Source organism: Pseudomonas sp. Root562, assembly GCF_001427125.1.
Lineage (GTDB): Bacteria > Pseudomonadota > Gammaproteobacteria > Pseudomonadales > Pseudomonadaceae > Aquipseudomonas.
The window spans coordinates 344,434-358,811 of sequence record NZ_LMGK01000022.1; the positions used below are offsets into that span (position 1 = coordinate 344,434).

The following is a 14,378-nucleotide window of genomic DNA, read 5'->3' on the forward strand; positions in this document are numbered from 1 at the left end:
CACGCCGGCCTTACGGCAAAGCTGCACCCAGCATGAACGCACGCCTGACGGCAAACGCACCTGGACCACGGAAGTCGCAATGCCGAAACATAAAAACAAAGCAGTAAACCCTGGTCCTGATTCACGGCCCACGCTGATTCATCGTTATCTGTTCCCCGTCACCATCGGCATCCTGCTCCTGGCGGTCGCAGCTATCGGCTGGTTCCTGTTTGCCAGCAACCCCGCGCCGACGACCTATGCGCCCGTCAGCACGCCCGCCGTGCAACCTGCCAAACCGCAGCCAAAACCGCTGGCCACGGCGCCGGCAACAATGGTCGACGAACAGCAATGCCAAGGCTGCCACAGTGCCCAGGTCAAGGATTGGCAAGGCTCCCATCACCAATTGGCGATGCAACCGGCCAACGCCGATACCCTGCTCGGTGACTTCAACAACGTCACGTTCAAGGCAGAAAACGAAACCACCCGTTTCTCGCGCAAGGACGATGGGTTCTGGGTCAATACGCCTGGAATCGACGGCAAGAACGCAGACTTCAAAGTCGCCTACACCTTTGGCATAGCGCCATTGCAGCAATACCTGATCGAGGTCGGAGACGGTCGCTTGCAAGCGCTCGGCATCGCCTGGGATACCGAGAAACAGCGCTGGTTTCATCTCTATCCGGGCCAGGGCGTGACTTTCAAGGACCCGTTGCACTGGAGCAAACCGAGCCAGAACGCCAATTTCATGTGCGTCGAGTGCCACACCACCGGTTATAAACGTAACTTTGATACGGCAAAAAACACCTTCGACAGCCAGTGGAACAGCCTCGGCGTCGGCTGTCAGGCCTGCCACGGTCCAGCATCCAATCATCTGGAATGGACAGCAAAGAAAACCGACCTGATTCATGCCGGGTTTGCCGTCGACCTCAAGGACAAGGACGCCACCGTTGAAATCGAAACCTGCGCTCGTTGCCACTCCCGTCGTGCGCCGCTGGGTGATGGTTTCAGCGCCGGTAACCGACTGATGGATGATTACCTGCCAAGCCCCCTGACCCGCGAGCTGTACGCCCTGGACGGCAAGATCAAGGACGAAGTGTTCGAGCACGGCTCTTTCGCCCAAAGCAAAATGTTCGACAAAGGCGTGCGCTGCAGCAACTGCCACAACCCGCACAGCAGCGAACTCAAGGCGCCGGGCAACGGTGTCTGCCTGCAATGCCACAACACCGCCGGCAAGACTCCGGTGGAAGGTGTCGACGGCAAAGGCCTGCAAGCGAAAAACTACGATTCCATCGAACACACTCGCCACACCATGGGCCAGCCGGGTTCGCAGTGCATCGATTGTCATATGCCCGGCAAGTTCTACATGGGCAACGATTTCCGGCATGACCACAGCTTCAGCATTCCCAACCCGGAGCGAGCGAAAAAACTCGGCACCCCGGACGCCTGCCTGACCTGTCATCAGGGCAAGGCCGGTGACAAGGTCACCGAGCAGTTCAAGCTCTGGAACACCGCCAACGCCAGTGCGCCGCAGGCCCCGCGTTACGACGAAAGCCTGTGGCTGATCCGCAATGGCCAGCCAGGTGCAGCGCAAGCGCTGTACGAGCAGCTGCAACGCAACAACCTGCCGGCGATTCAACGAGCGACGCTACTGGGCGAATTGCCTCTGTACCCGAGCGAACAGGCACTGAAACTGGCCACCAAGGACTTGGCCAATCCGGCGCCGCAAGTGCGCGAAAGTGCCATCCGTGCGATCAGTGCCTTCCTGCCACCACCGGAGCGAGCCCCACTGTTGACGCCGTTGCTCAGCGACCCTGTCAAAGCCGTGCGCATTGCCGCCGCCCGCGACTTGTTAAGCGTGGCGCGCAGCGGTATGGGCACGGATCAGGACAGCTGGAACACTGCCATTGGCGAGTACGAAGCAGTGCAAAAGAGCCTTGCCGAACGTGCCGAAGCCAACCTCAATCTGGCCATGCTGTACCAGGCCGATGGCCGCGGCGGCGAAGTCGAAGGGCTGCTGCGTACTGCGCTCAAGCGCGATCCGGACTTCTACCCGGCGCTGGTGACGCTGGTGCAATGGCTGGAGGCCAATGGCCGTGGTCAGGAAGCTCAGGCACTCCTGGCGCAAAGCCTGAAAGACCACCCGAATGCCGCCCTTTTGCAGCACACTCAGGGCCTGTCGCTGGTGCGTGCGCGCAAAACCGAACAGGCCATGCCGTTCCTGCGCAAAGCCGCGCAATTGGAACCACAAAGTGCCCAGTACGGTTACGTGCTGGCCGTGGCGCTTCACGACAGCGGCAAGATTGATCAAGCCTGCGAGGAACTGGAAAGGCTGTTGAAAGTGCAGCCCGCCAACCGCAACGCTCGGTTGGCGCTGATTCAGTACTACCTGAATAACGGCCAGGAGCCCAAGGCCCAAGTGCTGCTGCAAGGCTGGAAGAAAATGAACATGGGCGACCCGGCGTTGAAGTGATCGCTGGTCGCTGAAGATCCCTGTAGGAGTGAGCCCTGCTCGCGATGGACGTCAACGATAACGCTGGCAGCCTGACACCCCCGCGGCGTCCTTGCGTGCATCGCGAGCAGGGCTCACTCCTACAGGGGAGACTTGCTTCAGCCGCGATCGCGGGGAATCAGGCTCTGCAACTGCTGCGCCAGGAAGTTCGCATCAAATGCAAAAGTGTCCGGGTCTTTCAAGCCATTGGTCTTGCGCCACTGCCAGTTCGAAGCCGGCGGCAGGCACACCAGCGACACACTGCCGACACGCGCAGCAGTAAAGCCCAGCACCGCCACCGAAATCTGCCCGCCAGCGCCCATCACCTCCGGCACAAACTCCACCGGCCTACCGGCAATCAGGATGCTCAGCTTTTGCGTCTTGAACGTCGAAGTCTCGAGCGCAACGCTCGGCCCTGACGCGACATACGCTGCGCGGCTGACCTCCAACAGATGTGGTGCCTGCACCGGCTCGAGCCACTGCTGGATCTGATCGAACAGTTCACCAATGCGCTTGGCCCACTCGGCCGATTGCGCTTCGAACAACTGCTTCTTGTGCGCTTCGCTTTCTGCGTAGTGACGAAGCATCTCGCCCAGTTGCTGTACGTCGTCCATTGCATTGTTCCTTTGATTGAAGCGGTGCTGCGGACATTGAGCATGGCAGATGCGCGTTGCCGATGTACGACTAAAAGCGCGAACGGTGCAGGCAATCAAGCATTAGGGCTTTGGCGAAAACTCACCGCCAGTCGATTCCAGCTGTTGATGGTGGTGACTGCAATGGTCAGGTCGACCAGTTCACCCTCACTGAACTGCGTCCGTGCCTGTTCATAGACGTCATCGGGCACATGATTTTGCGAAAGCAGCGTCACCGCCTCGGTCCAGGCCAGGGCTGCGCGCTCGCGCGGGTTGAAGAAGTTGCTGTCGCGCCAGACCACGATTGAATACAAGCGCCTGTCGGTTTCGCCCAGGCGCCGGGCGTCCACCGAATGCATGTCGGTGCAGAACGCGCAGCCATTGAGTTGCGAGGCGCGAATCTTGATCAGGTGCAGCAACGGCGCTTCGATGCTAAGGCTGCTGGTCAGGGCCTCCATGGCGATCATCGCCTTCATCGCTTTGGGTGAAGCACTGTAGTAATCCAGGCGGGGGGTCATGGCGGGCCTCGTGCAGCGGAGATGTTCCTTTCAAGGTAGTCGCTGCTGCGTGCGCGTTACAGGTCCAATTCTGCGGAAATTCCGTGGACCACTGGATGCCAGACCAATTAACGGTTTTTCCAGCACGCAACTACTGCACCCGCACCCGATGAGGGTAATCTGGCGCCACGCACACGCGCCTCAACTGCTCCGGAGCCTCGCCGGTATGGAACTTCATGTTGTCATCAATGGCCGCAAGGACCTGGCGGGCCAGCTGTACAACCAACTGCGCAGCGCCATCGAATCGGGCCGCCTGGCAGCGGGCACACAGCTTCCGCCCAGCCGCTTGCTGGCCGAGCAACTGGGCATTTCACGCAAGACCATTTCCGATACCTACGCACAACTGACCTACGAAAACTTCCTCACTGGCGTGATCGGTAAAGGTACCTACGTCAATGCGCGGGCCTCCAAGATCGAGCGCAAGCAAAGCCATACGGAATTGGCAGGCTTTGAGGTGATCGAGTCCTGGCGCAACTTGCCGGTGTTTCTGCGCCATCCGACGCTGGAAGGTTCGTTGCGTTATGACTTCATTGGTGGCGCCACCAGCAAGGGCCAGTTTCCGCAGGATGACTGGCGACGCTGCACCGCTCACGCCTTGCGCCAGATTGCCGCGTCCAAGGGTTTCTACAGCCTGCCCGAAGGCTTGCCGGCGCTGCGCAATGCCATCGCCCGACACATCGCGTTCTCCCGTGGGGTCAATTGTCAGGACGAAGACGTGGTGGTGTGCAATGGCGCTCAGCAGGCGCTGGACCTGATTGCCCGGGTGCTGACCCGCCCCGGCAGTATCGTGGCCATGGAAGACCCCGGCTATCCGCCCGCGCGCCTGCTGTTCGGCACCCACGGCGCGACAGTGGTAGGCGTACCCGTGGATGCCGAAGGCATTCAGGTGGACAAGATCCCCCTCGGCACGCGGTTGATTTACGTCACCCCGTCACATCAGTTTCCGCTGGGCATGCCCATGAGCCAGGCGCGTCGGGTCGCCCTGCTGGCCAAGGCCCATGAACTGGGGGCGATTATCATTGAAGACGACTACGACAGCGAATTCCGCTACGAAGGCCGCCCTACGGACTCGCTGCAAAGCATGGATGAGCGCGGGATCGTTGCCTACGTCGGGACGTTCTCGAAAACCCTGTTGCCAGAGCTGCGCCTGGGGTATGCGATTTTGCCGCCGGCGATCCACGAGGCGGTGGTTCGCGCCAAACAACTGACCGACCTGCACACCTCCACCCTGCCCCAATGGGCGCTGGCCAAATTCATTGCTGAGGGCTGCCTGCTCAAGCACATCCGCCGCTGCCATACGATTTATGCCGGTCGGCGCGACCGCATACTGGCGCGCATGGCCGGTGACCTGTCGCCCTGGCTCGAAGCGATCCCGAGCACGGCAGGTTTTCACATGGCGGTCATGTGCAAAGTGCCGATTGATATTCCCCTGGTCATCGAACTGGCGAAAAAAGTGGAAGTGGGGCTTTACTCCATCGAAGGCTTTTTCCACCAGCAAGCGCCACGGGCCGGCTTGCTCATGGGCTTTGGCGCCATCGAAACCCTGGACATCGACCCCGCTCTGGACCGGCTGCGGGACATTTTGCAGCAAGTCGCCTGACGGATTGGTCTGCGGCTTTATCCGGCGATTGGCTATTGGTTGTCCAGGGGGGCAGGCCTATCCTGCATAGGCGTTATCCCTCAATGAGCAGGATTCGTCCGGCCTGATTCAGGAGTCTGAGCCAATGTCCTACAAAGTGATCAATACCGTTAAGGTGCAGGCCGTCGCCGGCCGCTCGGAAGAACTGGGTAAGCAACTGCAAAAGATTGTCGACACCCTGCGCGAACTACCGGGCTGTGACTCCTACATGGTCGACCGCTGCCCTGAGGACAGTAACCGCTGGACCGTCAGCGCCCATTGGCAATCGGAAGCGGCCATGCAGTCGCACTTCAACAGCCCTCAGGTGCAGGGTTTCATCGACCTGATCGACTGCCAACTGGCCAATGCCGTCGACTTCAACAGCTTTCCGATTCGCTAAAAGCCAGATCGAAAAATCGCAGCCTGCGGCAGATCCTACAGGGTAGGAGCTGGCGCAGGCTGCGGTTTTTTTTGCTTTCAACGCTCAGGATTGGTCCCCTGACCTTCCGGAAAATTGGCTGTTTTCCAGTCCGGATGCGCAGCTTATTGTGATCCCGACAACCACTCTTAGAAGGTCATGAACATGAATGTTTTGCGCTTGTGTGCCACTCCTCTTGCTGCCCTGGCCCTGGCCTTTTCCGCCTCAGCCTTTGCCCATGACCCTTCGGAAAAGGTCACGGTGCTGCAAGACCAGATGCTGAAAAACGTACCGGGCAAAAAAGCATTGATGATCGAAGTCGATTACAAGCCCGGCCAATCGTCCATCGCCCACAGGCACGACGGTACGGCCATGGCCTATGTCCTTTCCGGGTCGATTACTTCCCAGGTCAAAGGCGAGAAAGCAGTGACCTACAAGGCGGGCGAATACTGGTACGAAGCGGCCGGCTCCGAGCACCTGGTCTCGAAAAACGCCAGCGCTACCGAGCCTGCAAAGTTGCTGGTGTTCATGGTGCTGTCGCCGGATGAAGAAGTGCTGGTCCCCTTGAAAAACTGATCGCTGAGCGTATAGCCATAAATAAAAACGTCCAAAAATTCTATTCGGGCGTTTTTATTTCCTCGAGCAATTAACTTTCTGTGTTTAAACCAAACAATACTAGCGGCCTGCCAATAACCATGGATATTGGCTATTTCCTTCTGGGCTTCCCGGTTTAGTCTGGAACAACTGCCGGCCAATGCCGGACACTGCAACTTCCTTACTGATGTTGTTTCACTGGAGTAACACAATGAAACTTGCACTTGTCAGTACGTTAACCCTTACAACTGCTCTTTTGTCTGGCTGCTCGGTTCCCACCGCACCCTCGGCGGTTTCCTCGCTGGACGCAATCTTCACTCAACCCGTGGGCCGCAGCAACGCAACCCGCATCCCCAACGGCAGCCATGTTGCCCTGGGCGTGGTGTACAGCCGCAACACCCAGGCCAACCGTGAATACCTGCAGGATTATCAGGCCAATGCCGGCACCGGTTTCGGCCAGAGCCTGTTGGTGCAGGAGATCCACGATGCCTACGTCGCCACCTCCAAGCCCGACCTCGCCGTGGATTGGGTCAAAGCCTCGTTACAGCGTCAGTTTGGCTCGGTCACGGTGTACCCGGACATGCAAAGCCTCAAGGCTGCGAAACCCGATGTGGTGGCCGTCATCGACAGCCGCAGCCAATTGATCACCTCGCGCAGTTCGGACGTCGAATCCAGAGTCAGTGCCGATTTCTATGACAACCAGTTCAATTATATCGGCACCGCGAAAGGCTATGACGCCAGAGCGCTCAGCCCGGTGTGGGCCGACTATAAACGCAGCGAAGAGATTGTTGCTGACATTAACGAACAACAAAACGTGCAAGTAAGGGCATTGCAGAAGTTTGACCAGTCGCTCAATAATTTATTGACTAGCCCGACAAGTAATGTGTCGATGATAAACAACATTCCGAATATGAAATTGTATTAAGTCGAATGGCCTCATCGCCAGCAAGCCGGCTCCTACATGTTTTGCAACAACACATCACCGTAGGAGCCGGCTTGCTGGCGATGAGGCCTGACCTGACACCACAAAACCTTGGGACAAAAAAAACCCCGCATCTCTCAATGCGGGGCTTTTTCATTCAGCGCCTGATCAGGCAGCCGGTTCCAGTTCTACCGCGACAGCAGCAGGCACTACCGCTTGCCCGCTCAACGCCAGGTCCAGCAGTTCACGGTTGGCCACTGCGTACATGGCGTAGTCGGTGCCGCTGGCGGCACGGATTTCCACCAGCATGGCACGCCAGCGTTCGATCATGCTGTCGTGCTGCGCCATCCACAGCGACAGGCGTGTTTCCACGTCCTGAGTGCCGTCGCCCTGTTGCAGGACCGAGATGGTGATCGCGCGTTGCTGCCAGTCCACATCATCACGGAACGCTTCACGGGCCAGGGCCTGCCAGTTGTTTTCAACCGGCAGAGCACTGATCTGTTGCATGTACCAGGTGATGTCCAGCGCACTGCCCACGGCGAAGTAAGCCTTGGCCACCTCGGCCGGGTCCTGGCCGGTCACGTCGGAAGCCTCGATGATCGGCAGCAGGGTGTACAGGTGCGAAGTGCCAGCCACCATGCGCGCCAGCAACTCCGGTACACCGGCTGCGACGTAAGCCTGGTAACGGGTCTGCCAGGTTTCGCGGATCTCGCCACTGAGCAACTCGTCGAGCTTGAGCCCCAGTTCCTTCAAATGCGGACCGAAGTGCGCCACATCACGGGCAGCGTTCTGCTCGTTGCGGCGGGCACGCAGGAACCAGCGCGTGGCGCGACGGCCCAGACGCATCAGCTCGTCCATCAGCTCCAGTTGCACATCAGCGGAAACCTGATAATCCAGGGCTTCGATCTGACGGAACCAGTGCGGGAGATGGAAAATGTCGCGCACGATCACATAAGCGCCAGCCACGTTCGCCGGGCTCATGCCGGTGGACTCTTTGAGTCGCTGAACGAAGGTGATACCCATGTGGTTGACCAGGTCGTTGGCGATCTGGGTGCTGACGATTTCGCGCTTCAGACGGTGACGGCGCATGGCTTCGGAGAACTTGCTCACCAGGGTCGGCGGGAAAGCGGTTTCCATGTCGCGGGTCAGGTAGTCGTCATCCGGGACCAGCGAATTGAGCAGCTGTTCCTTGAGGTCGATCTTGCTGTAGGAGATCAGCACCGACAACTCGGCACGGGTCAGGCCATGGCCTTCGGCGATGCGTTCGTTGATGGCTTCTTCGGACGGCAGGAACTCGATTGCACGATCCAGCTTGCCGCGACCTTCCAGATCGTTCATCAGACGCTTGTATTCGGCGATCCGCGGCAAGGCACGACGGGCTGCCAGGGACAATGCCTGAGTCTGCTTGTAGTTGTTGCCCAGCACCAGACCACCGACTTCGTCGGTCATGCTCGCCAGCAACTGGTTACGTTGCTTGTCGGTCATGTCGCCAGCCTGAACCACTTCGTTCAGCAGGATCTTGATGTTCACTTCGTGGTCGGAGCAGTCCACGCCACCGGCGTTGTCGATGAAGTCGGTGTTGGAACCGCCGCCATTGAGACCGAATTCCACACGACCCAGTTGGGTCATGCCAAGGTTACCGCCCTCGCCCACGACTTTGCAGCGCAGTTCGTTGCCGTTCACGCGCAGTGCATCGTTGGCCTTGTCGCCGACATCGGCGTGGCTTTCGCTGCTGGCCTTGACGTAAGTGCCGATACCGCCGTTCCACAACAGATCCACCGGCGCCTTGAGCAAGGCGTTCAACAGTTCGGTCGGGGTCAGCTTGTCGGCCTTGATGTCGAAGCGTTCCTGCATTTGCGGGGAGATCGCGATGCTCTTCGCGCTGCGCGAGAAGATACCGCCACCTTCGGACATGATGCTGGTGTCGTAGTCCGACCAGGCCGAACGCGGCAGGTCGAACAAACGCTGACGCTCGGCGAAGCTGGTCGCCGGATTCGGGTTCGGGTCGATGAAGATGTGCAGGTGGTTGAACGCGGCGACCAGTTGCAGCTTGTCGGACATCAGCAAGCCGTTACCGAACACGTCACCGGCCATGTCGCCGACGCCCACTACGGTGATGCTGTCTTGCTGGACATTGATGCCGCGTTCGCGGAAGTGACGCTGAACGCCAACCCACGCGCCCTTGGCGGTGATGCCCATTTTCTTGTGGTCGTAACCGGCAGAACCACCGGACGCGAACGCATCGCCCAGCCAGAAGCCATAGTCGATGGCGATGCCGTTGGCGATGTCGGAGAAGGTTGCAGTGCCCTTGTCCGCCGCCACCACCAGGTACGGGTCATCGTCGTCATGACGCACGACGTTGGCCGGTGGTACCAGCGCGCCGTCCTTGAGGTTGTCGGTGATGTCCAACAGACCGGAAATGAAGATGCGGTAGCACGCGATACCTTCGGCGGCGATCTCGTCACGGCTGCCGCCCAGTGGCAGGCGACGCGGCAGGAAGCCGCCCTTCGCACCCACCGGCACGATGACCGAGTTCTTCACTTGTTGGGCTTTTACCAGGCCGAGGACTTCGGTCCGGAAGTCTTCTTCCCGGTCGGACCAGCGCAGACCGCCGCGGGCAACGTTGCCGAAGCGCAGGTGTACGCCTTCGACGCGTGGCGAGTAGACGAAGATTTCAAACTTCGGCACTGGCTTGGGCAGTTCAGGGATCAGGTGCGGGTTGAACTTGAAGCTGAAGTACGACTTGTTCTGGCCGTTGGCGTCGGTCTGGTAGAAGTTGGTCCGCAGGGTCGCCTTGATCAGGTCAAGGTAGCGACGCAGGATGCGGTCTTCGTTCAACACCTGGACGTCGTCCAGTGCCGCCAGGATCGCGTGTTCCAGACGTTGTTGCTTGTCGTCCAGGTCATCGCCGCTCAACTTGCGCGCCAGGTAGAAACGGGTCTTGAACAACCGGGTCAGCTCGCGAGCGATGTCGGTGTGGTTGTTCAGGGTGCTGGCGATGTAACCCAGGTCGAAGCCCAGACGGATCTGCTTCAGGTAACGAGCGTAGGCACGCAGCAACGCCACGTCGCGCCATGGCAGGCCGGCGGTCAGCACCAGGCGGTTGAACGCATCGTTCTCGGCATCGCCACGCACGATGTGGACGAACGCGTCCTGCAGGGTGTCGTTGAGTTGCTGGATGTCCAGGTCCAGGCCTTCAGCCGCGGTGAAGGCGAAATCATGAATCCAGAACTCGCGGCCATTGGTGTGACGCAGGCGGTACGGGAATTCACCCAGTACGCGCAGGCCGAGGTTTTCCAGGATCGGCAGCACGTCGGACAGTGCCAGCGGGGTATCGGCGTGGTACAGCTTGCAATGCAGCTCACGCTGACCGGACACCTGGCCCAGCGGCTGATAGAAGCTCATCACCAGCGGATTTTTTTCGCTGAGGTTCAGCAGGTGCTGCATGTCGACCACGGCCGAATGCGCAGCGAAACGCTCGCGGTAACCGGCCGGGAAGCCTTTCGGGAAGTCGGCCAGCACGTTGGTGCCATGGGCTTCGCCGAAGGTTTCGACAGTCAGGGCCGAATAGTCGTCCTGCCAGCTGCGGCAGGCCTGGATCACTTCGTTTTCCAGCTGCTGCGGGTCGATGTCGATACGGTTTTTCGGATCGACACGCAGGATCAGTTGTACGCGGGCCAGCACGGATTCGGAGAAGAAGGTCCAGAATTCGCAGTCCGAGGCTTTCAGGCGATCCATCAGCACTTGCTGGATCTTCTGGCGCACTTCGGTGGAATAGATGTCACGCGGCACATAGGCCAGGCAGTAGCAGAAACGGCCGTACGGGTCTTTGCGCAGGAACACGCGGATCTTGTTGCGTTCCTGGATCTGCACGATCGACATCACGGTGCTGAACAGCTCGTCCACCGGCGTCTGGAACAGATCGTCGCGAGGCAAGACTTCAACGACCTGGGCCAGTTCCTTGCCCAGGTGAGCCTTGGCCTGGAAGCCCGAACGGCGTTCGATTTCCGCGACCTTGCGGCGGATATACGGAATGACTCGCACGCTTTCGCCATACACCGACGAGGTGTACAGGCCCATGAAACGGCATTCCTTGATGACGTTGCCATCGGCGTCGATCTCACGGATCGACACATAGTCGGGGTAAGCCGGACGGTGTACACGGCTTGGGTGCGCAGCCTTGGCGAACGACAGCAGGGTCGGCTCGCGCAGGTAGTTCACGGCGTAGTCTTCGATGCGCAGGTCATCGTAGGTCAGGCCGGCGCGCAACAGTTTGGTCAGGCCCAGGAAAGAGTTCTGGTCGTAGACGATGTGACCGCCATCGGCCTCATCGCGGACAACGAATTCTTCATAGCCTAGGAAGGTGAAGTGGTTGCCCACCAGCCATTCGAGGAAGCTTTTGATTTCGGCTTTTTCGTCGGCATCGACGACAAACTGGCTGCTGTCCAGGTTGGTCAGGATTTCCTGGACCTTGGCTTTCATCGGCTCGAAGTCAGCCACCGCGACGCGCACTTCACCGAGCACTTGCTCCAGCTCTTTGCTCAGCACGTTCAATTCGGCGGTGTTGGCGCAACGGTCGATTTCCAGGTACATCAACGACTCTTGCAGCACGTCGTCGCCCTGGGTGCCTTTTGGCAGGATTTCCAGCAGTTCACCCTTGCTGCCGCGACGCACGCTGAGCACGGTGGTCTGCAGGGTGTGAATGCTGTAGCCGCGACGGTTCAGCTCGGTGCGCACCGAGTCCACCAGGAATGGCAGATCGTGATGCAGCACTTCGACCGCGGTGTGGGTCGACTGCCAGCCGTGGCGTTCGTAATCAGGGTTGTAGACGCGCACTTGCGGTTGCGCATGATCGAAGCGCTCAAGCAGGCGCCACGCGGAAAGGGTACAGCCAGCGAGGTCGGACAAACGACGCTGGGTCAGCTCGTCCAGGGAAATGATGCCGAAGAATTGTTCAGCGAACAGCGCCACTTGTGGCAGTGCCTGTTCACTGATGTGCTGCGCCAGTGCCGCTTGCAGTTGGTGCTGGAAGTCGGCTTTGCTGGCTGCGGTGAAGAACGCCATCTGTGGTACTCCGCTTGGGCTTGTTATTGATGGAAGCGTCGCGTGCAAAACCCCTGTCAGGGGCTACCCGTCAGCCTGTTCCTGATTCTCGGGCAGAGGAAACAGGGTGACAGGTGGGTGAAGCTGGACGAGACACTCGGGTCACATTCACCTTCCGTGAATGGGCATCTGCAAAAACGACTGGGCTGCGTGCAGCGCAATGTCTTTACGGGTGCTCATCCGTTGCGCAGCTTAACGAGTGCGGCAAGGCCCGTGCTTGCGGTGCTGCGACATATTCGGTCAACGGCACGCAGCTTGACGCCGGTGCAACGGATAACACTAGCATCCGCACAGAAAAATGACGGTTTTGCGCTCGTATTTACGGGACATACGTACCAGAAATGACCAGCAACACTTCGCTCGTTCACGACATATCCTCTGACACTCGGACGAGCATAATTGTGCGTGTGCTGGCAAAATCGCCCTCTATTGCGCCTATCACGCTCGTTCAGCCAGGAATTGCCCCATGCAAATGACAACCGCCCTCTTGATCGTCAACCCATGCGATGACGAAGAAGACAACATGGCCATGCTCTGCTGCCACAGCGAAAAGGGCGAAATGTTCCTGATGAGCCGTTATCCGGACGAGGATGAGCTGGAAATCACCCTCGATGGCGAGCCATCGACGCTGGACGGGGTAAAAGTCACCCTGAGCCCGACCCTGCTGAAGATCGAAATCGCCGCGGCGGATGCCGATGCGTTGAATGGGGATGATGTACTGGAGATCACCTTCAATCCGGACATGGTCGATATGGCTGAGGTTGAGCTGACCTTGAAGAATATTCTGGACGGCACTGGCACCTATATCAGCCAGATTTGATGGCGTCTGGACAGGCCCAATCGCTGGCAAGCCAGCTCCCACAGGTTTTAGCGGCGTGCAGGCAATTTATGCAACGCAGCGATCACTGTGGGAGCTGGCTTGCCAGCGATTGGGCCGGAACTGCCGGTCCAACACTCCCCTGCTACAAAAAACCACCAATGCGCCCCGGTATTTCCCGCGCTTTGCACAAATGCCGTTAGTCGCCGCCCACCGCGATGGATTAAAGTAACGCCCCCAGCCTTGGCGTATTACGCACGCTCTCGGCCATCCATTTCCAGGAACAGTCATCGATGGAACATCGTGAAGCGCTGCTGGCGCTGCGAACCTTTCTTTCAACGCAGATTCTCGGCCAGGAAAAACTCATCGAGCGCTTGCTCATCGCCTTGCTTGCCGACGGCCACATGCTGGTAGAAGGCGCGCCTGGGCTGGCCAAGACCAAGGCCATCAAGGAATTGGCCGAAGGCATCGAGGCTCAGTTCCATCGCATCCAGTTCACGCCCGACCTGCTCCCTGCCGATATCACCGGAACGGAGATCTATCGCCCGGAAACCGGCAGCTTCGTGTTCCAGCAAGGCCCGATCTTCCACAATCTGGTGCTGGCGGACGAAATCAACCGTGCTCCGGCCAAGGTTCAGTCGGCGCTGCTTGAAGCCATGGCCGAGCGCCAGGTCAGTGTTGGACGCAGTACTTACGAGTTGTCGCCGCTGTTCCTGGTGATGGCCACGCAAAACCCCATCGAGCAGGAAGGCACCTATCCACTGCCTGAGGCGCAGCTCGACCGCTTCCTGATGCACGTGAAAATCGGCTTCCCGGATGCCGCCGTCGAACGCCGCATCCTGCAACAGGCCCGTGGCGAAGCGTTGAATGGTGAAACCAAACCCGAACGCCGGGTCAGCCAGCAGGCGATCTTCGCCGCACGCAAGGAAATCCTCGGCTTGTACATGGCCGACGCCGTGGAGGAATACCTGGTGCAACTGGTCATGGCCACCCGCACCCCGGCCAAATTCGACCCGGAGATGGCCGAATGGATCGCCTATGGCGCCAGCCCTCGCGGCTCGATTGCCCTCGACCGCTGCGCCCGCGCCCACGCCTGGCTTGCCGGGCGCGACTTCGTCAGCCCGGAAGACATTCAGGCGGTGCTGTTCGATGTGTTGCGTCACCGCATCATTCTCTCCTTTGAAGCCGAAGCCGCTGGCATCGATCAGGACCGAGTGGTCCAGCGGATTCTCGACGTCGTAGCTGTCGCTTGA

General features: G+C 59.3%; 10 protein-coding genes. 7 read left to right on the plus strand and 3 right to left on the minus strand.

Translation table 11 applies throughout. From position 1 onward, the window contains the following. The first annotated feature begins 79 nt into the window (after nt 1-79). Complete coding sequence (locus ASD60_RS19200) at nt 80-2,446, plus strand: tetratricopeptide repeat protein (protein ID WP_056855514.1); 2,367 nt, start codon at nt 80-82, stop codon at nt 2,444-2,446. Between the two features lie 137 nt (nt 2,447-2,583). Here ASD60_RS19200 and ASD60_RS19205 read toward each other — a convergent pair whose 3' ends face one another. Continuing rightward, entirely contained in the window at nt 2,584-3,078 is a 495-nt protein-coding gene (locus tag ASD60_RS19205; protein WP_056855515.1) for a hypothetical protein, read from the minus strand. 95 nt (nt 3,079-3,173) lie between these two features. Continuing rightward, nucleotides 3,174-3,614 carry a carboxymuconolactone decarboxylase family protein gene (locus ASD60_RS19210; protein WP_056855516.1) on the minus strand — a complete coding sequence of 147 codons (441 nt, stop codon included), beginning with the start codon at nt 3,612-3,614 and terminating at the stop codon, nt 3,174-3,176. A gap of 205 nt (nt 3,615-3,819) precedes the next feature. Between ASD60_RS19210 and pdxR the strand changes: the two genes are divergently transcribed. From pdxR to ASD60_RS19230, 4 genes are all read left to right on the plus strand, one after another. Beyond that, nucleotides 3,820-5,253, plus strand: a complete 1,434-nt coding sequence (pdxR, locus tag ASD60_RS19215) for a MocR-like pyridoxine biosynthesis transcription factor PdxR (RefSeq protein WP_056855517.1) — start codon at nt 3,820-3,822, stop codon at nt 5,251-5,253. Nucleotides 5,254-5,377: 124 nt separating this feature from the next. After that, nucleotides 5,378-5,671 carry an antibiotic biosynthesis monooxygenase family protein gene (locus tag ASD60_RS19220; protein ID WP_056855518.1) on the plus strand — a complete coding sequence of 98 codons (294 nt, stop codon included), beginning with the start codon at nt 5,378-5,380 and terminating at the stop codon, nt 5,669-5,671. A gap of 183 nt (nt 5,672-5,854) precedes the next feature. Beyond that, nucleotides 5,855-6,265, plus strand: a complete 411-nt coding sequence (locus tag ASD60_RS19225; RefSeq protein WP_056855602.1) for a cupin domain-containing protein — start codon at nt 5,855-5,857, stop codon at nt 6,263-6,265. A 229-nt stretch (nt 6,266-6,494) separates the two neighbouring features. Beyond that, the gene (locus ASD60_RS19230; RefSeq protein ID WP_056855519.1) at nt 6,495-7,208 is read left to right on the plus strand and encodes a hypothetical protein; all 714 of its coding nucleotides are present in this window, start codon (nt 6,495-6,497) and stop codon (nt 7,206-7,208) included. 165 nt (nt 7,209-7,373) lie between these two features. On the opposite strand, the gene ASD60_RS19235 is transcribed toward ASD60_RS19230, so the two are convergent. After that, complete coding sequence (locus ASD60_RS19235; protein ID WP_056855520.1) at nt 7,374-12,269, minus strand: NAD-glutamate dehydrogenase; 4,896 nt, start codon at nt 12,267-12,269, stop codon at nt 7,374-7,376. A gap of 505 nt (nt 12,270-12,774) precedes the next feature. Between ASD60_RS19235 and ASD60_RS19240 the strand changes: the two genes are divergently transcribed. Beyond that, nucleotides 12,775-13,128: a hypothetical protein gene (locus tag ASD60_RS19240; RefSeq protein WP_056855521.1), complete on the plus strand. Its 354-nt coding sequence runs from the start codon at nt 12,775-12,777 to the stop codon at nt 13,126-13,128. 290 nt (nt 13,129-13,418) lie between these two features. Further along, the gene (locus ASD60_RS19245) at nt 13,419-14,378 is read left to right on the plus strand and encodes an AAA family ATPase (protein ID WP_003218556.1); all 960 of its coding nucleotides are present in this window, start codon (nt 13,419-13,421) and stop codon (nt 14,376-14,378) included.